Source organism: Aeromonas enteropelogenes (assembly GCF_020097295.1).
In the GTDB taxonomy this organism is placed as follows: domain Bacteria; phylum Pseudomonadota; class Gammaproteobacteria; order Enterobacterales; family Aeromonadaceae; genus Aeromonas; species Aeromonas enteropelogenes.
This window is the reverse complement of the sequence record NZ_CP083625.1, coordinates 1,958,747-1,976,350: the sequence shown is the minus strand read 5'-3', so window position 1 is coordinate 1,976,350 and position 17,604 is coordinate 1,958,747. Positions and strand designations below refer to the sequence as shown.

Below are 17,604 nucleotides of genomic sequence, written 5' to 3'. Positions count from 1 at the left end.
TCCGCCCGTCAGGCTGGGCCAATCCGGTCCAGCAGGCTCATATGGGTTGAGCCATCGTGGCGCTTGAGGTTTTGGCGATACTCGAACTGGCGCTGACTCTCCTGCTTGAGTCCCAGCATCAGCGAATAGCACATGGCCAGCATGATCACAGAGAACGGCAGCGCGGCTATGATGCTGGCCGCCTGCAGGGCAGCCAGCCCGCCCGATACCAGCAGGATGGCGGCTACCAAGCCCTCGCCCAGCCCCCAGATGGCACGGTGCATCACGGGAGGATCCTGATCCCCGATGGAGAGCAGAGTCGTGATGACGAGGGTGCCCGAGTCACTGGAGGTGATGAAGTAGGTGCAGATCAGCAGGGTCAGCACCCCCTTGGCAATCCAGCCGAAGGTCTCCCAGTGCAGCAGATCCACCGTCTTGTAAAGCGCCAGGGTCACGTCCTGATTGACGGCCGCCACCACGCCACCATCGCCAAACAGCTCCAGATTCATGGCGGTGCCACCAAACACGGTGAGCCACAGCATGCCGAGCAGGGAGGGCACCAGCAGGACGCCGAGTACGAACTCGCGAATGGTTCGGCCCTTGGAGATGCGGGCGATGAACATGCCGACAAACGGTGCCCAGGCGATCCACCACCCCCAATAGAAGGCGGTCCAGCTCGACTGCCAAGCCGAAGTGCCATTGGCTTCGGTGTTGGTCCAGAAGCTCAGCTGAATGATGTTCTGCAGGTAGTCACCGATATTCTGCACATAGGCGTTGAGAATATAGGTGGTCGGGCCCAGCACCAGGAAGAGGCCGAGAATGAAAACACTCAGCCAGATGTTGAGCTCGGAGAGCAACTTGACCCCGCGCCCCACACCGGAGACGGCCGACAGGGTGGCCACCAGGCTGATGCCGCCAATGAGCCACAGCTGATTGGCCTGCGAGACTTCCATCCCGAACATCTGGTTGAGGCCGGTATTCATCTGGGAGACGCCAAGACCAAGGGAAGTCGCCACCCCGAACACTGTGCCGAATACCGCCAGCACGTCGGCGGCATGGCCCCAGAAACCGTAGATGCGATCACCGAGAATGGGATAGAGCACGGAACGGATCGCCAGCGGTAACTTGCGGCGGTAGCTGAAGAAGGCCAGCGACAGACCGACGATCACATAGATGGCCCAGGGGTGCAGGCCCCAGTGGAAGAAGGTGAGGCGCATGGCGACCTGAGCCGCCTCGGGAGTCATTCCCTCGGTGATGAAGGGGTTGTCCTGCAGGTGATACATGGGCTCGGCGATGCTCCAGAACACCAGTCCAATCCCCATGCCTGCACTGAACAGCATGGAAAACCAGGCAAAGTAGCCGAACTCCGGTACCTGGTCGTCGTCACCCAGCCGGATGTTGCCAAAACGGCTGAACATCAGATAGACAGCGAAGAACAGGAACAGGGCGACCACCAGAATGTAGTACCACTTGAACCCGGCAATGATCTGATCCTTGGCGCCGGTAAACCAGGCTGCGGCCGTATCGGGAACAAAGACCCCGAACAACAGAAACAGGGTGATGACGGTGAGTGCCGTCATGGCCATGGTGGGATTGAGGCCTTTCAACAGCCCTTTGCTTGCTCGCATCCAACCTCCTTAGTCGTGGTTGAAAAAGTCTTCGCCAACGTGCTCGCCGGCACCGCCGATGGCGCGATAGACCAGCTTGCCGGCCGCCTGTTCACGATGATCCACCAGGGAAACCGACGGTTGGCCATTCACTGCATGACGCTTGCCAAGGAAGATGGCCATGGGTACGCCTAGGTTGGAGATACCGCTGGTGATCCAGAGACGGTTGAAGTCATAGGAGCCGCCGATGAACTCCAGCTGCGCCAGACCGGTATCCAGGCCAGTCAGGTAGAAGTTCATGGCACTCTCATCGGGGAAGAGATGAACCAGCACATAGGCATAGCGCAACTCGTTGACCAACTCCTTTAGGTTGAAAGTACCTGTCTCACTACAAGAGAGGGGAAGCTCACCATCATAGTGATGGACCTTCAGGTTGTTGGGGTCTTCGTCGTAGGCGGGCTGGTAGCGTACAAATGCCGCTGTGTCGGGCAATTCATAGCGTACACGCACCACTTTCAACCCACTTACCAGGGTCTTGATATCCAGTTCATTGGTCATATTCACTCCTCAAATGTCAGCGCTAATTCTGCAAAGAGGGGGCTAAACTAACACAAAAATACTTTGAACATAAACCATTAGGGTCGTAACCATATTGACGTTTTCCTCTGGCAAGAGCAGAATTTGCCCCCTTAAATCCTCCTGACGACCCGGTTCCCCATGGAAAAACATGATGAAGTGCTGATAGCGCTGCGCCAGATCATTCGTGCCATCGACATGCACTCCAAGCGCTTGATCAAGGAGGCGGGTCTCACGTCACCACAACTGCTGTTGCTCAAAGGGATTGACGAACTTGGCCAGATCTCCATGCGCCAACTGGCCAATCACACCAACATGAGCCAGGCGACGGCCACCACCATCATGGATCGACTGGAGAACCGCCAGCTGGTGCAACGCATTCGCAGCGAAACTGACAAGCGCAAGGTGCACGCCACCCTGACCGACGCAGGCAGGGCCCTGCTGAACCAGGCCCCCAAACCGCTGCAGGAGTGCTTCATCCAGCGTTTTCAGGCACTGGAGCCCTGGGAGCAGACTCTGCTGCTCTCCTCCCTGCAGCGCATCTCGTCGATGATGAATGCCGATGAAATAGATGCGGCCCCCGTGCTGAGCGTAAGACCCCTCACCGAAGAGCGGGCATGACAATAAGGCCGGATGGCATGCCATCCGGCCTTATTGTTGATAGCGAAGCAGGCGGTCGGCGCGGCCTCATGACGAGGCCATGCGCCGTCCCCTGATGGTCAGGGGCCAGCCTTTACCATCCTGCGGAGTATTACAGCGCCTCTTCATCCCCTTCGCCGGTCCGGATACGCACCGCCTGCAGCAGGTCGTAGACAAAAATTTTGCCGTCACCGATCTTGCCGGTATAAGCCGCCTTGCAAATGGCTTCGATCACCCCCTCCACGTTGTCGTCGGCGGTCGCGATCTCCAGCTTGACCTTGGGCAGGAAGTCGACCTGATATTCGGCTCCCCGGTATAATTCTGTGTGTCCCTTCTGGCGGCCAAATCCCTTGACCTCGGACACGGTCAACCCTTCCACCCCCAGGTTGGCAATCGCCTCACGGACATCGTCCAACTTGAATGGTTTGATAATCGCAGTAATCAGCTTCATCTGGTTGCTCCCAATCCATGGTGTGTCATGAACCAGCAATCAATTCTTGTGCCAAAAATTTTTACTGTGTTATCTCATGTAGATAGCGTCTAATTGCAGTCCCCTTGACCTGAGCCGCCCCCGTAACCGATCTGCGCGCCCCATAATGAGGCACCAAGGTGCAGCGACCTGCACGCCTGCACCAAACAAGAGCACCACAGCATGTTAGTGATTTCCAATAGCGTCACCCTCCCCTGGCATGAGCTGCAATTCCAGACCATGCGGGCCCAGGGAGCCGGCGGACAACACGTCAACAAGACCGACTCCGCCGTCTGGCTGCGCTTCGATTACCGCCACTCACCGAGCCTGCCGCCGCTCTACATAGAGGGGCTCGACAAGCTGAGCGACAGCCGGATCCACGATGGCTTCATCCTGATCCGGGTCGAGACCCATCGCAGCCAGGACATGAACCGCAAGGAGGCGATGCACCGCCTGGTGGAACTGCTGAAAAAAGCAGCCTGGCGCCCCAAGACTCGCCATGCCACCAAGCCGACCCGCAGCTCCCAGCGCAAGCGGGTCGATGCCAAGAAACGCAAGGGGGAGATCAAGTCAGCCCGTGGCAAGCCGGTACTGGAGTGATGCCCCCCTTCACAGCGAGAGCGAAAGAAGATGAGATACAGTTTTTGCGAAAGCGCCCGCGGCCCCCTGCTCATCGCCATCGACGATGATGGCCTGCGCCATGTGGAGTTCATCCAGGGCGAACGTCCCGTCATGCCACAGCCAGAGTGGCAACGGGACGATGCCGCACTCGCCCCCTACAAAGAGCAGTTTTCCGCATACTTTGCAGGTCGCCTGCAGCAGTTCGATCTACCACTCGCAGCCAGGGGGACACAGTTTCAGCAAGCGGTGTGGCAGGCACTGTGCGACATACCCTATGGCGACACCGTCAGTTACCTCGATATCGCCACCGCCATCGGCAATCCTAGGGCGGTACGGGCGGTTGGCGCCGCCAATGGCCGCAACCCTCTCAGCATCATAGTCCCCTGCCACCGGGTGATCGGACGCAGCGGCGATCTGACCGGCTATGCCGGCGGCATCCCGATCAAACGCTGGTTACTGGCTTTGGAACAGACGGCGGGAACATTCGAGTTACTCCCCTGACAAAACCGTGCTGATGGAGACTCGGGCTGAAGATGGGAACAGGCTGGCAGGATACCCGAAGGCATTGGCTGGCGACTGGCACTGCGGCCGGAAATAGTTGCCGAGAATATGAACAGAGGATGAAGAATCATCTCAGCACTACTTCAGATAGCCCCTGGCAATATGAACCCATACTTGATTGGCATGGCTCATCGCCGATTCAAGTAGCACCCATGTGACGCTTCCAATCTGTCTTTTTCCCCCGCGCCTCCTTTGAGGCGCTTTTTTTGTGCCATGCATCCACGCCACTGGCTGGCCGGTCGGCACAAAAAAACGAGGCGAAGGAACCCCTTCGCCTCCGGTATCACACTTCCATCATTCGCTCTGGGCAAGAAAAGAGAGCTCTGGCGCCGAGGAGGTCAGCACATCGGCGCAGTAGTCCCAGGTCGAGATGCGGTAGTGCTGCAAGTCCTCGTCCAGATGCAAGCCATCGGATTCCTGATGAAACCAGCTGGCAAAACGGGACGGCGTGATGATCTGGATCTGCTCCTCGATGGCATGACTATCCTTCCCCTCAGCCAGATCGCAATCCTCCATCACCCTCAGGGCGTAGATATGGCGAAAGTGAACCCGGCACAGCAACTGGGGCGGCAGATCTATGCTGCGAGCCCGTCCCAGCATGATGGTCAGGGAGTCGCTCCAGAGATCCTGATGCAGCTCGGCGACAACCAGGCCTGGCGGTAGCTGGCGGGAAGGCGCCCAAGGGACGGCCACCTGCCGAATGGCATTTTTCTGTTCCATCATCCACCTCCAGCTTGTGACGACAACACCCTTTCTTGAGTCTATCTGAACCACATGGGTTCACCGAAAGCAATTGATAGACAATAAAAAAGCCGACGTATCAAACGTCGGCGAATAAAAAAGTGCTTACAACAGAGGATTCATATAATCAGACCCATCACTAGGAAGATTGGTTCCCTCTTTTTGTAATTAATTTTCTGCACGTTTAAACATCAGGGTGGCGGCATCTGACTCTTCCGGCACGAAGTAGTAGCCATCGGCGTTGAACCCGGTCAGCTGCTCCACCTTGGTGAGCCGGTGCTTGATGATGTGGCGGGCCATCATGCCCCGCGCCTTTTTGGCGTAGAAGCTGATGATCTTGAACTGACCGTTTTTCTCGTCCTTGAATACCGGAGTGACAATCCGCCCCTTCAGGGCCTTGGGACGCACGGATTTGAAATACTCGTCGGAAGCCAGGTTCACCAGTACCTCATCCCCTTGGGCTGCCAGCGCCTTGTTCAGGTGTTCGGTGATGATGTCCCCCCAGAACTGGTAGAGATCCTTGCCGCGCGGATTATCGAGGCGAATCCCCATCTCCAGCCGGTAGGCCATCATCAGATCGAGCGGTCGTAGCACACCGTAGAGACCGGACAGCATGCGCAGATGTTGCTGGGCAAACTCGAAATCCTCGTCACTGAAATCTTCCACCGCAAGCCCGGTGTAGACATCCCCCTTGAAGGCCAGCAGGGCCTGACGGGCATTGTCCGGGGTAAATGCCGGCTGCCACTCGGCGAAACGGGCGGCATTCAGACCAGCCAACTTGTCGCTGATCTTCATCAGGCTGGCGATCTGATCCGGGCTCAACTGGCGGGCCCGGGCGATCAGCTCGGCGGAGTGATCCAGCAGTTCGGGTTGGGTGAAACGGGACGTCACCAGGGGTGACTCGTAATCCAGCGTCTTGGCCGGAGATACCACAATCAGCATAAGGATCCTCTATGGCGAGGAACCGCCCGCCCGGGCGGTCCCGTTATTCGTCTAGCGTCACATTGTCCAGCATGCCGGACCCCAGCTGTTCATGACCCGAAAGCTTGATCAGCAGTCGCAGGTCATTGGCCGAGTCGGCATGGGCGAGGGCCTCACTGTAGCCAATCTGGCCGGCACAGAACAGGGCAAACAGCGCCTGATCGAAGGTCTGCATGCCAAGCTCTGAGGATTTGGTCATCACTTCCTTGAGCCGGTGCATCTCTCCCTTGCGGATGATGTCGGTGATGAGCGGGGTGTTGAGCAGGATCTCGAAGGCGGCAAAACGTCGCCGTCCGTCGATACTGGGCACCAGTTGCTGGGCAACGATGCCACGCAGGTTGAACGAGAGATCGAACAGAAACTGGCGGTGTTTCTCCTGGGGGACCAGATGCAGGATGCGATCCAGCGCCTGGTTGGCGTTGTTGGCATGCAGAGTTGCCAGACAGAGGTGACCAGTCTCGGCAAACTGCAGGGCAAACTCCATGGTCTCCTGGCTGCGGATTTCGCCGATCAGGATCACATCCGGCGCCTGGCGCAGAGAGCTCTTCAGCGCCACGTCGAACGATTCGGTGTCTATCCCCACCTCGCGCTGAGTCACCAGGCTGCGGCCGTGTTGGTGCACGAACTCCACCGGATCTTCCACCGTCAGTATGTGCCCATCCGCATGCTGGTTGCGATAGCCGATCATGGCCGCCTGGGTGGTGGACTTGCCCGCCCCCGTGGCCCCGACGAACAACACCAGTCCCCGCTTGGCCATCGCCACGTCCTGCAATATGGGAGGCAGGCTCAGATCATCGAAGGTGGGAATGCGAGTCTCGATGCGGCGCAGCACCATGCCAGGCAGCTCTTGCTGCCAGAAGGCACTGACCCGAAAACGGCCCAGCTCCTCGCGATGGATGGCGTAGTTGGCCTCCTTGGTTCGGATGTAGCGTTCAAAATGGTCCGAGCTGAGGGTCTCCCTGACCAGGGTCAGCGCCTCCTTCTTGTCGAGGGGCTCGTTGCCCAGTGCCACCAGGTGACCATTGACCTTGAGGGTGGGGGGCGAGCCCACGGTCACAAACAGATCCGAGCCCTTGCGGCTGACCAGTTCGGTCAGCATCTGATCCAGATTCATGATGTCTCCTTCCCTGGATTCGTTGTTGTTATACGCTGTTGGGATCGACGGCCTTGGCCTTGGCATCGAGGGACGCCACCACACCCCGGCTGACCAGCTGTTTGAGGCTCTGATCCATGGTCTGCATACCGTGGGTCATCCCGGTCTGGATCACCGAGTAGAGCTGGGCAATCTTGTCTTCCCGAATGAGGTTTCGCACCGCCGGAATGCCCATCATGATCTCGTGAGCCGCCACCCGGCCGCCGCCGATCCGCTTGAGCAGGGTCTGGGAGATGACGGCCCGCAGGGATTCGGACAGCATGGAGCGCACCATGTCCTTCTCCGCGCCGGGGAAGACGTCGATGATACGGTCTATGGTCTTGGCCGCCGACGAGGTGTGCAGTGTGCCGAACACAAGGTGACCGGTCTCGGCCGCGGTCATGGCGAGTCGGATGGTCTCGAGATCCCGCATCTCACCCACCAGAATGATGTCCGGGTCTTCACGCAGGGCCGAACGCAGGGCGGCGCTGAAACTCTTGGTATCGCGGTGCACTTCCCGCTGGTTGACCAGACAGCGCTTGTTCTCGTGCACGAATTCGATGGGATCCTCGATGGTGAGGATGTGGTGATGGAAGTTCTCATTGATGTAGTTGACCATGGCAGCCAGGGTGGTGGATTTGCCCGAGCCGGTAGGGCCCGTCACCAGCACCAGACCCCGTGGGAATTCGGCAATCTTGCGAAATATCTCGGGGGCATCGAGATCCTCAAGGCTCAGTACCGTGCTGGGGATGGTGCGAAACACGGCGCCGGATCCACGCGCCTGCTGGAAGGCGTTGACCCGGAAACGCGCCAGATTGGGCACCTCGAACGAGAAGTCGACCTCGAAATTTTCCTCCAGCTCCTTGCGCTGGTGGTCGTTCATGATGTCATAGATGAGGGCGTGCACTTCCCTGTGCTCCAGGGCGGGCAAATTGATCTTGCGAACCTCCCCGTCAACCCTGATCATCGGGGGAACCCCGGCCGACAGGTGTAGATCCGAGGCTTTATGCTTTACACTGAAAGCCAATAACTCTGTGATATCCATAGATTTGTCATTCTCCCATCACAAGATCACTTACGAAATATGAACCAGATTGCCCAGCACCTGCTTCAGGTAAAGGAGCGCATTGCCCAGGCCGCCGGGCGGGCAGGCCGCAATGCAGAAAGCATTCCCCTGCTTGCCGTCAGCAAGACCAAACCCATTGAGGCGATCATGGCGGCTCATGCCGCGGGTCAACGCCGTTTTGGTGAGTCCTACGCCCAGGAAGCGGCGGTCAAGATCGATACCCTGCGCCAGCAAGAGAGCTATGCCGACATAGAGTGGCACTTTATCGGCCCTTTGCAATCAAACAAATCCAGGCTGGTGGCCGAACGGTTCGACTGGGTACAAAGTGTCGACAGGGACAAGCTGATCGAGCGTCTTAACAATCAACGCCCGGCCACGATGGCACCGCTAAATGTTTGTCTGCAAATCAATATTAGCGGAGAGAGCAGCAAATCCGGAACGTCTGAACAAGAGATTTTCCAGCTGGCCGAACGGGTTGCCCAATGCGAACGACTGGTGCTCAGAGGCCTGATGGCCATCCCGGAGCACACCAGTGACGAGGCAGTGCTGGCCGCCCAGATGACTCGCATGCAGGCTCTGTTCACCGAGCTTGCGCGACAATACCCGAGCGTCGACACCCTCTCGATGGGGATGACGGAAGATCTCGAGCTGGCGATCACCCACGGCAGCACCATGGTGCGAGTCGGCACCGCCATCTTCGGCGCACGTGACTACTCATAAGCATGAAGGGGCTGCAACGACCCCTCTTGCAACTATCCCATCAACAGGAGCGTTTGATGCAGCATAAAACCATCGCCTTCATCGGCGCAGGCAACATGAGCCGCAGTATCATTGCCGGTCTGGTCAAGGCGGGTTATCCGGCAGAGAAGATCACCGCCGCCAACCCCAGCCTACCCAAGCTGGAGGCCCTGGCCAGCGACTACGGCATCCATGTCACCCAGGACAACGCCGACGCCGCCCGCCATGCCGAGGTCATCGTGCTGGCGGTCAAGCCGCAGCTGATGGCCGACATGCTGGGGGCGCTGGTCGGTGAGCTGGGATCTTTGTCCGGCAAGCTGCTCATCTCCATCGCCGCCGGCATCAAGGTGGCGCGCCTTGGCGAGATGGCCGGTGGCCATGCACGCATCATCCGCACCATGCCCAACACCCCTGCCCTGCTGGGGCTCGGCATGACGGGCCTCTACGCCCCCGATACGGTTGACCAGGAGGATCGCGACTTTGCCGAACAGATGATGCAGGCCGTCGGCAAGACCCTCTGGGTCGAGCAGGAGTCCGGTATCAATGGCGTCATCGCCGCCGCTGGCAGCGCCCCCGCCTACTTCTTCCTGTTCATGCAGGCCATCGCCGAGGAGGCCGAAGCCATGGGCTTTCGCCCTGAGCAGGCCCGTCTGCTGGTACAGCAGACCGCCCTTGGCGCGGCCGCCATGGTGGAACAAAATCCAACACTCGCGCTCGCAACCTTGCGTGAACAGGTGACCAGCAAGGGCGGCACCACGGCTGAGGCCATCAAGACATTCCAGCAACAGGGGCTGATGCCGCTGACTGCTCAAGCCATGCAGGCAGCCGTTGCCCGCGCCGCCGAAATGGAAACCCTTTTCTAACAGGAGCCCAGATGAACACCGCTTACTTTCTGATTAATACCGTTTTCGATCTCTACCTGATGGTGGTACTGCTGCGGGTCTGGCTGCAGTGGGCCCGTGCCGACTTCTACAACCCCATGAGCCAGATGGTGGTCAAGCTGACCAACCCGCTGGTGGTGCCGCTGCGTCGCATCATTCCGGGCTTTGGCGGCATCGATATGGCCTCCGTGCTGCTGGCGCTGGCGGTGGCTTTCCTCAAGCTGGCCCTGCTCAAGAGCATGAACGTGCTGCTGGCCGACTGGCTCAGCATCAGCCTGTTTGCCGCCCTGACCGTGCTGAAAAAAGCGGGTTCGATGATCTTCTGGATCCTGCTGATCCGCGCCATCCTGAGCTGGGTCAGCCAGGGTCGCAACCCCATCGAATACGTGATGCACCAGCTGACCGAACCCTTCCTGGCCCCGATTCGCCGCGTGCTGCCGGCCCTGGGTGGGCTGGATCTCTCCGTGCTGGTCGCCTTCATCGGGCTGCAGGCCATCAACTACCTGCTGGGTGACCTGTTCGGTCAGCTGTGGTGGATGATTTGATGCCAGCCGTCCAGCAACAAGGGGATGAACTGGTACTGCATCTGGTGATCCAGCCCAAGGCGAGTCGGGATCAGATCGTCGGGTTGCACGGAGAAGAGTTGAAAGTGGCCATCACGGCACCGCCGGTGGATGGCCAGGCCAACAGCCATTTGATCAAGTTTCTGGCCAAACAGTTCAGGGTGGCCAAGGGGCAGGTGAACATAGTGCGGGGGGGACTGGGTCGCCACAAGACGGTGGCCATCGACTCCCCCAAACAATTGCCACCGGAAGTGAGCGCCTTGCTGGATACTTGAACTTGAGCCAACAGTGAACACGAGAGGGACGACACCATGAAAACAGCCTGGATAAGCTGCCTGCTGGCACTGCTGATGACACTGCCGCTCAAGGCAGAACAGATGAAGGAGCTGGGCCCCTGGCAGGTGCACTACAGCGCCTTCAACTCCAGCTTCCTCACTCCCGAGGTCGCCAAAACCTACGGGCTGGAGCGCAGCCGCTACAACGGCATCATCAACATTTCGGTACTGGACAAACAGGGGAAAGCCCAGGCGGTGGGCATCACGGGCGAGGCGAAAAACCTCACCGGCACCATCCGCACCCTGAGCTTTCAGGAAGTGAAGGAGGGTAACGCCATCTACTATCTGGCCACCCTCCCCTACCGCAACGAAGATACCTACCAGTTCACCCTGAAGATCATGGGCGCAGGGCAGCAACAGACCCTCAGCTTTCAGCAGACCTTCTACGTCGACTGATACGAGCGCACAAAAAGCCCCGACCATGGCCGGGGCTTTTTTTCGCCGGATGAAAACAGGGGCGCCTGGTGGCGCCCCTGCTGATACCCGTATTGAAACCTGCTCTTACAGGGAGAGGAACAGTCCGGCCAGGGAGGCACTCATCAGGTTGGCCAGCACGCCGGACATGATGGCTCGCATGCCGTAACGGGCGATGAAAGCCTTGCGCTCCGGCACCATGGAGCCCAGACCGCCGATCAGGATCGCCATGGAGGAGATGTTGGCGAAACCGCACAGGGCGAAGGTGACGATGGCCTTGCTCGACTCGCTCAGGCTCTGATCCTGGACCAGGGCGATAAAGGCGACAAACTCGTTGACCACGATCTTGGTGCCGATCAGGGCGCCAGCAGCCTGAGCCTGATCCCAGGGCACACCGATCAGCCAGGAGACGGGGGCAAACAACCAGCCCAGGATGATCTGGAAGCTCAGATCCAGCCCCACCAGATCACCGGCCCAGCCCAGCAGACCGTTGAGCATGGCGATGACACCAACGAAGGCCAGCAAGGTGGCACCGACCGCGACCGCGATATTGAGGCCGCCCATGGCGCCGTCGGCCGCTGCTTCGATGACGTTGGTGGCGCGAGGCAGTTCGACATCCTGATGGTGATCCTGCTCATCGGCCGCAGGCGGCACCAGGATCTTGGCCATGGCCAGACCGGCAGGAGCGGACATGAAAGCGGCTGCGATCAGGTATTTCAGCTCGACCCCGATGCTGGCGTAGCCCACCAGGGTGCCGCCAGCCACGGAGGCGAGGCCGCAGCTCATCACCGCGAAGAACTGGGAGTCGGACATCTTGGAGAGATAGGGTTTGACCACCAGCGGCGCTTCCACCATGCCGACGAAGATGTTGGCGGTGGCGGAGAGGCTCTCGGCGCGGCCGGTACCCAGCAGCTTTTGCAGCACGCCGCCAAGCAGGCCGATGACACGCGGCATCACGCCGATGTGGTAGAGGATAGCGATCACCGCGGAGAAGAAGATGATGATCGGCAGCACGTTGAAGGCGAAGATAAAGCCCAGCTTGAATCTGGCCAGATCGCCAAACACGAAGGCGATCCCTTCCTGACCATAGTTGATCACACTGCTGACACTCTCGCTGACCCCGTTCAGCACATGCTGGCCGGCAGGCAACCAGAGCACCAGGGCGGCAAACATGACTTGCAGGGCGAGGGCGAGGCCCACTGTTCGCAATGGGATACGGCGGCGATTATCAGAGCAGAGCACGGCCAGGGCCAGAATACTCAGGATGCCGAGCAGGGCAATCATAGGGACTCCATCAGGTGGTCAAAAAGATGGGCGCGGATTCTGCGCCCACCGCCCCGCCACTGCAAGCCCACTTGGTTACAGCTCTGTTAGAAAAAACGTTTTCACGACACCGGTTGCGGCAACTGGCTGATTTGACTCGATTTTAGTATCACGAGAAAGCCAGTGTTTTTATATGGAAACAATTATTCCTCTGTGCCGGACAATTTTCCCCCGAGCCAGGGGGCCAGCCGCTGCTCCCAATAGGGTTGCTGGCCGAAGCACTCCTTGAGGAAATCGATGAAGAGGCGGATCTTGGGGTCCAGGTGCTCGCGTCTGGCATAAACCGCATGGACCGCCATCTGCTGGTTCGGTCGCCATTCTGGCAACAGGGGGAGCAGCTGGCCGGACTGCAACTCCTTGTCCAACAAGTAGTTGGCGATATAGGCGATGCCGAGTCCGGCCAGCGCCGCGTCCCGCACCGCCTCCGCCATGTCGACCCGATAGTTGCCTGCCACCTGCACCGTCTGGCGCTCCTTGCCCTGGCGGAACGACCACTGGTGATAGCGCCGCTCACGACTCTGGTAGGTGATGCAGTTGTGCTGGGCCAGATCTCTGGGGTGCAGCGGCGTGCCGTGACTCAAGAGATAATCCGGCGAGGCTGCCAGCACGAAGCCGATATCGGTCAGACGCTGGCCCACCAGCCCCTCCGGCTTGTCCTCATAGGTGGTGATCCAGAGATCCAGCCCCTCATCCACCAGATTGGTTCTATGGTCAAACAGGGAAACCTCCAGCTCCAGCTCAGGGTAGCGATCCTGAAACGCCTTCAGATGGGGGATGACGTGCAGCCGGCCGAACGACTGGCCGACGCCGAGGTGGAGCACACCGCTCACCTTGCCGCGCCGCTCGGCGATCATCGACTCCGCCTCCTGTCCGACCGCCACCAGGGCGCGGCAATGGCGGGCATACTCCTGACCCAGTTCGGTCAGGGCGAAACGACGAGTGGTGCGCTGCACCAGCTGGGCACCGAGGGCGGTTTCCAGCAGCGCCAGCTGCTTGCTGATATGGGATTTGGAGACGCCAAGGCGCCGGGCGGCGGCAGAGATGCCCTGCTCGCGCACCAGCGCATCGAAGATCACCATTTGCGGAAGACGTTGCAGCACGGGATAACCAGTTGGAGGAGGCAGGGGCCCATTATTCCAGAGCCACCCGCCAAGGGGTAGGTTCAGTTCCCCAGTGCCTGCACCAACTGACGCCTGAGGGGATCCCTGGCCGGATTCTGGTTGGCGCCATAACTCCCTATCAGCTTGCCGTCGCGCCCCAGCAGATACTTGTGAAAATTCCAGTTCGGCGCATCCCCGTCGGCCGCCTCGGTCAACCCCCGATACAGGGGCACCGCATCGGAGCCCCGCACCGCGACCCGGTTGAACATGGGGAAGGTAACGCCATAGTCGCGGCGGCACACCTCGGCGGTCTTGCCCTCGCTGGCATCCTCCTGCCTGAAATCGTTGGAGGGGAACCCCAGAATAATCAGCCCCTTGTCCTTGTAGTTCTGGTAGAGCTTCTCCAGATCGCGAAACTGGCCGCTATAGCCGCAGTAGGAAGCGGTATTGACCACCAGCACCACCTTGCCTTCGGTCAACTGGCAGAGGTTGTGGCGTTGGGTGCTATTGAGCTCCCGCATCTCCACGTTGAAATAATCCGGGCAGGTTGCGGAAGCCATCCCGCTCACCATCAACAGCAACAAAACACTCCATCTCATCATCGCACCTCCTTGGGGGTTGTCTGACATTCATCCCGGTTCACCCTCAGCGGAGCGCAATACCGGTCAGCCAGCCGTGTCCCCAGAAGATTAGCAGGGCCGTCGCCACCAGCCCGGCCCCCGTGCTGATCCCGGTCGCCTTCCAGTTGGCGGCGGGACGGGGCGCTTGTTGCCAGTCACGCCACGAAATCCAGACGATGCTGACCAGGGCCCACAGGCCAATGCCGCCAAACAGAACCAGGGAGCGGGCCTCGCTGTTGACCAGCAGGTGGGCCAGCGCCCAGATCAGGGTGCCCAGCAGTTGGGGATGCACCAGCCAACGCCGGAAATGGTTTTGTCCCTGACCGGAGAAAAACAGGATCAGGGCGATGGGCATCATCCCCATCATGGCCAGCGGCCCCCAGGCGGGCAGAAAGTAGAGGGGCAAGGGGCTGGCCACGCGCCATCCGGCGATGATGAAGGCGATGGCGATAAACACCAGCAGGGAGAAGAGCCCCTTGTAGCGGTTCTCCCCCAGCCGTTCGCGCAGATGGTGCCGGTGCTCCGCGCCGTAACAGGGATAGAGATGGATGAGGGTGAACAGCGCCACCCCCAGGGTCAGCAGGATCATGGCTCTCTCCTTGTCGTTGTTGTGAACAACTATGCCGCAAAGGGGCGAGAGCGCCTATCAAAACCGCGCCATCCCGCCACGAACCGCCATAAAAAATGCCGATCGCAGGGGATCGGCCAAGAGGTGCCAAGGGCGCCCGATGATCTCGATAGCCGAGCGCGGCGTCCTGACGGGGCGAGATCGGGCCGATGCATGCGCATCGGCCCGGGAGTATCAGCGCGGCAACCGGTAGAGGGCGGCCACGTTGCGAGCGGTCAGCTCGAGATTGATGCTGGCGGTCGCCAGGGCTTCCGGCAGGGACATGGCGCGATTGACCACGGCAAACACCGCGTCCAGCCCGTGCTCATGCACCACACCGCAATCATCGGTGAGGCAGCCGGAGATCCCGATCACCGGCTTGCCGAACTGCTTGGCGCAGCGGGCCACCCCGATGGGGGTCTTGCCGTGGATGGTCTGGCTGTCGATCCGCCCCTCGCCGGTGATAACGAGATCCGCATCGGCCACCGCGTCGGCCAGTTTCAGCGCCTCGATGACGATCTGGATGCCGGGTTTGAGCTCGGCGCCGAGCAGGCCCACCAACGCGGCCCCCATGCCACCGGCGGCGCCCGCCCCCGGGATCTCCTTCACCTGCTTGCCGAGGGCTTGCTTGATGCAGTCGGCATAGTGGGCCAGGTTGGCATCCAGCTGCGCCACCATCGCCGGCGTGGCCCCCTTCTGCGGACCAAACACGGCGGAAGCCCCCTTGGGCCCACACAGCGGGTTGTTCACGTCGCAGGCCACCTCTATGGTCAACCCGGCCAGACGCGAGTCCAGCGTGCTCAGGTCGATGCTGGCCAGATCCTTCAAACCGGCGCCCCCCAGGGCGATGGGGGTGCCATCCGCTTTCAAGAGCTTGCCGCCGAGCGCCTGGATCATGCCGGCACCGCCATCATTGGTGGCGCTGCCACCGATGCCGAGGATGAGGTGGCTCACCCCCATCTCCAGCGCAGCCAGGATCAGCTCGCCGGTACCGAAGCTCGAGGTCAGCAGCGGATTGCGCCGCTCCGGCTCCACTAGGTGCAGGCCGGAGGCGGCCGCCATCTCGATGACGGCGCGCTTGCCGTCCCCCAGCAGGCCGAGGAAACCCTGCACCCGGTTGCCGAGCGGTGCAGTCACCTCGACCGGCAGGATGCGGCCCCCGGTGGCATCCACCAGGGATTGCACCGTGCCTTCACCGCCATCGGCCATCGGCAATTTGACGTAGGTGGCCTCTGGCAACACCTGCTTGAAACCCGCCTCGATGGCATCGGCCACCGCCATGGCGCTCAGGCTCTCCTTGAATGAATCGGGGGCGATCACAATTTTCATAGCAATTCCTTAGGCGAGGCCAAACACGCCAAACATCAGGGTGGAGACGGTAGCAATGGTCAGACCGACGGCAGTTTCGTAAGGGATCAGCTTGAGACGCTCGCTCACCCCCATGTGGACGCTGCCACCGGTCGCATGGAAGAAGGAGCCGTGCGGCATGTGGTCAAACACGGTGGCACCGGCGTGGATCATGGCGGCGCCAGCCAGACCGCTGACACCCAGTTCAAGCAGGGTGGAGCTGAAGACGTTGGAAGCCACCACGGTACCGGCGGTGGTCGAGGCGGTCGCCAGCGACATCAGGGCACCGGAGATGGGAGCCAGCAGGTAGGAGGGCAGACCGGAGGCGGTCAGGCCGCTGATCAGCACATCCTTCAGGCCGGAGTTGGCGATGATGCCGGCCAGGGTACCTGTACCCAACAGCATGATGGCCACCGGTGCCATACGGGCCAGACCCGAGACTGCAAACTGGTTCACCTTGGTGAACTTGCCCATCATCAGGGCGCCGACCAGGCCACCGAGGGGCAGGGCAATCAGCGGATCCACCACGATACCGGCCACCGGGCGCAGGGCCAGCAGCAGGATGGCAACCAGAGGGGCGCTGATGGCGGCGGCAAAACCGGGCAACTTGACCCCGTCAAAGCTCACCACTTCGTCGGCGGCAACCTTGCTGCCCTTGTTGTTCAAACGCTTGGCGAGCCAGTAGGCCATCACCAGACCGAACAGGCCCGGGATGATGCCGGCAGCCATGACGGAGGTGAGGGGCAGATGGAAGGCATCGGCCGCCGCGATGGCGTTGGGGTTGGGTGACATGACGTTACCCGCCTTGCCACCACCGATCATCGCCAGCAGGATGGCCGCCTTGGAGAGGTCGGCACGACGGGCGATGGCCAGGGCAATCGGGGCGACAGTAATGACCGCCACGTCCACGAAGACGCCGACTGCGGTCAGGATCATGGTGGCCAGCGCCAGCGCCAGCAGGGCACGGGTTTCACCGAGCTTCTTGACGATGGTTTCGGCGATGGTGGTGGCCGCTCCCGATTCGATCAACACGCCCGCCAGCACACCTGCCGCCAGGATCCGCATCACGGCGGTGGTGATCCCCTGGGCGCCGCCGATCATCAGGGCGACAGTCTGGCTCAGATCGGCGCCACCGATCAGGCCACCGGCCAGGGCGCCGACGATCATGCCGTAAGCGGGAGGAACCTTCTTCAGGATGAGAAAGATGGCGATGGATAGCGCCGCGATGGCGCCAAGGGCAGTAACCGGGATCATGACGGACACCTTGCATGTGAGTGAATGGTGGCCATTATGGTGATCCGAAA

21 protein-coding genes are annotated in these 17,604 nt (G+C 60.5%); 8 read left to right on the top strand and 13 right to left on the bottom strand.

What is annotated here, in order from left to right; genetic code table 11:
• Positions 1-8: 8 nt before the first annotated feature.
• The gene (locus LA321_RS09300) at positions 9-1,607 is read right to left on the bottom strand and encodes a BCCT family transporter (protein ID WP_042070425.1); all 1,599 of its coding nucleotides are present in this window, start codon (positions 1,605-1,607) and stop codon (positions 9-11) included.
• A 9-nt stretch (positions 1,608-1,616) separates the two neighbouring features.
• The gene (locus tag LA321_RS09295; protein ID WP_042070426.1) at positions 1,617-2,144 is read right to left on the bottom strand and encodes a hypothetical protein; all 528 of its coding nucleotides are present in this window, start codon (positions 2,142-2,144) and stop codon (positions 1,617-1,619) included.
• 159 nt (positions 2,145-2,303) lie between these two features.
• Here LA321_RS09295 and LA321_RS09290 point away from each other — a divergent pair, with 159 nt between their 5' ends.
• Positions 2,304-2,783, top strand: a complete 480-nt coding sequence (locus tag LA321_RS09290; RefSeq protein ID WP_042070428.1) for a MarR family winged helix-turn-helix transcriptional regulator — start codon at positions 2,304-2,306, stop codon at positions 2,781-2,783.
• Positions 2,784-2,913: 130 nt separating this feature from the next.
• Here LA321_RS09290 and glnK read toward each other — a convergent pair whose 3' ends face one another.
• Positions 2,914-3,252, bottom strand: coding sequence for a P-II family nitrogen regulator (glnK, locus tag LA321_RS09285; protein WP_026456195.1), 339 nt, complete (start codon positions 3,250-3,252; stop codon positions 2,914-2,916).
• A gap of 201 nt (positions 3,253-3,453) precedes the next feature.
• On the opposite strand from glnK, the gene arfB reads away from it, so the two are divergent.
• Both arfB and LA321_RS09275 read left to right on the top strand, forming a co-directional pair.
• Positions 3,454-3,870 carry an alternative ribosome rescue aminoacyl-tRNA hydrolase ArfB gene (gene arfB / locus LA321_RS09280; RefSeq protein WP_026456194.1) on the top strand — a complete coding sequence of 139 codons (417 nt, stop codon included), beginning with the start codon at positions 3,454-3,456 and terminating at the stop codon, positions 3,868-3,870.
• Positions 3,871-3,900: 30 nt separating this feature from the next.
• The gene (locus LA321_RS09275) at positions 3,901-4,392 is read left to right on the top strand and encodes a methylated-DNA--[protein]-cysteine S-methyltransferase (protein ID WP_042070429.1); all 492 of its coding nucleotides are present in this window, start codon (positions 3,901-3,903) and stop codon (positions 4,390-4,392) included.
• A gap of 354 nt (positions 4,393-4,746) precedes the next feature.
• On the opposite strand, the gene LA321_RS09270 is transcribed toward LA321_RS09275, so the two are convergent.
• From LA321_RS09270 to tapT, 4 genes are all read right to left on the bottom strand, one after another.
• Entirely contained in the window at positions 4,747-5,172 is a 426-nt protein-coding gene (locus LA321_RS09270) for a hypothetical protein (protein WP_042026650.1), read from the bottom strand.
• Positions 5,173-5,361: 189 nt separating this feature from the next.
• Positions 5,362-6,135: a peroxide stress protein YaaA gene (gene yaaA / locus LA321_RS09265; protein ID WP_042070430.1), complete on the bottom strand. Its 774-nt coding sequence runs from the start codon at positions 6,133-6,135 to the stop codon at positions 5,362-5,364.
• A 43-nt stretch (positions 6,136-6,178) separates the two neighbouring features.
• On the bottom strand, positions 6,179-7,288 hold the full coding sequence (gene tapU, locus LA321_RS09260; protein WP_042070431.1) for a type IVa pilus ATPase TapU: 1,110 nt from the start codon (positions 7,286-7,288) through the stop codon (positions 6,179-6,181).
• Positions 7,289-7,316: 28 nt separating this feature from the next.
• Positions 7,317-8,351, bottom strand: a complete 1,035-nt coding sequence (tapT, locus tag LA321_RS09255; RefSeq protein WP_026457847.1) for a type IVa pilus ATPase TapT — start codon at positions 8,349-8,351, stop codon at positions 7,317-7,319.
• 39 nt (positions 8,352-8,390) lie between these two features.
• Between tapT and LA321_RS09250 the strand changes: the two genes are divergently transcribed.
• The 5 genes from LA321_RS09250 to LA321_RS09230 are packed head-to-tail and all read left to right on the top strand — an operon-like array spanning position 8,391 to position 11,285.
• Complete coding sequence (locus LA321_RS09250) at positions 8,391-9,092, top strand: YggS family pyridoxal phosphate-dependent enzyme (RefSeq protein WP_042070432.1); 702 nt, start codon at positions 8,391-8,393, stop codon at positions 9,090-9,092.
• Between the two features lie 56 nt (positions 9,093-9,148).
• Positions 9,149-9,973 (top strand): pyrroline-5-carboxylate reductase, encoded by an 825-nt coding sequence (gene proC, locus LA321_RS09245; RefSeq protein ID WP_042070434.1) that lies wholly within the window; start codon positions 9,149-9,151, stop codon positions 9,971-9,973.
• 11 nt (positions 9,974-9,984) lie between these two features.
• Complete coding sequence (locus LA321_RS09240; protein WP_026457844.1) at positions 9,985-10,536, top strand: YggT family protein; 552 nt, start codon at positions 9,985-9,987, stop codon at positions 10,534-10,536.
• Positions 10,536-10,829 carry a DUF167 family protein YggU gene (gene yggU, locus LA321_RS09235; protein ID WP_042070436.1) on the top strand — a complete coding sequence of 98 codons (294 nt, stop codon included), beginning with the start codon at positions 10,536-10,538 and terminating at the stop codon, positions 10,827-10,829. The genes LA321_RS09240 and yggU overlap by 1 nt, the downstream gene beginning before the upstream one ends.
• A gap of 36 nt (positions 10,830-10,865) precedes the next feature.
• Positions 10,866-11,285 carry a DUF4426 domain-containing protein gene (locus LA321_RS09230; protein WP_026457681.1) on the top strand — a complete coding sequence of 140 codons (420 nt, stop codon included), beginning with the start codon at positions 10,866-10,868 and terminating at the stop codon, positions 11,283-11,285.
• A gap of 105 nt (positions 11,286-11,390) precedes the next feature.
• On the opposite strand, the gene LA321_RS09225 is transcribed toward LA321_RS09230, so the two are convergent.
• The 6 genes from LA321_RS09225 to LA321_RS09200 form a co-directional block, all read right to left on the bottom strand.
• The gene (locus LA321_RS09225; protein WP_026457680.1) at positions 11,391-12,587 is read right to left on the bottom strand and encodes a NupC/NupG family nucleoside CNT transporter; all 1,197 of its coding nucleotides are present in this window, start codon (positions 12,585-12,587) and stop codon (positions 11,391-11,393) included.
• 182 nt (positions 12,588-12,769) lie between these two features.
• On the bottom strand, positions 12,770-13,705 hold the full coding sequence (locus LA321_RS09220; protein ID WP_042070437.1) for a LysR family transcriptional regulator: 936 nt from the start codon (positions 13,703-13,705) through the stop codon (positions 12,770-12,772).
• 83 nt (positions 13,706-13,788) lie between these two features.
• On the bottom strand, positions 13,789-14,325 hold the full coding sequence (locus tag LA321_RS09215) for a glutathione peroxidase (protein WP_042070543.1): 537 nt from the start codon (positions 14,323-14,325) through the stop codon (positions 13,789-13,791).
• A 46-nt stretch (positions 14,326-14,371) separates the two neighbouring features.
• Positions 14,372-14,935 (bottom strand): NnrU family protein, encoded by a 564-nt coding sequence (locus tag LA321_RS09210; RefSeq protein ID WP_042070438.1) that lies wholly within the window; start codon positions 14,933-14,935, stop codon positions 14,372-14,374.
• Positions 14,936-15,148: 213 nt separating this feature from the next.
• A complete protein-coding gene (locus LA321_RS09205) occupies positions 15,149-16,282 on the bottom strand; it encodes a glycerate kinase (RefSeq protein ID WP_042070439.1) in 1,134 nt (377 codons plus the stop codon).
• 9 nt (positions 16,283-16,291) lie between these two features.
• Positions 16,292-17,554: a GntP family permease gene (locus LA321_RS09200; protein ID WP_042026662.1), complete on the bottom strand. Its 1,263-nt coding sequence runs from the start codon at positions 17,552-17,554 to the stop codon at positions 16,292-16,294.
• Positions 17,555-17,604: the final 50 nt, after the last annotated feature.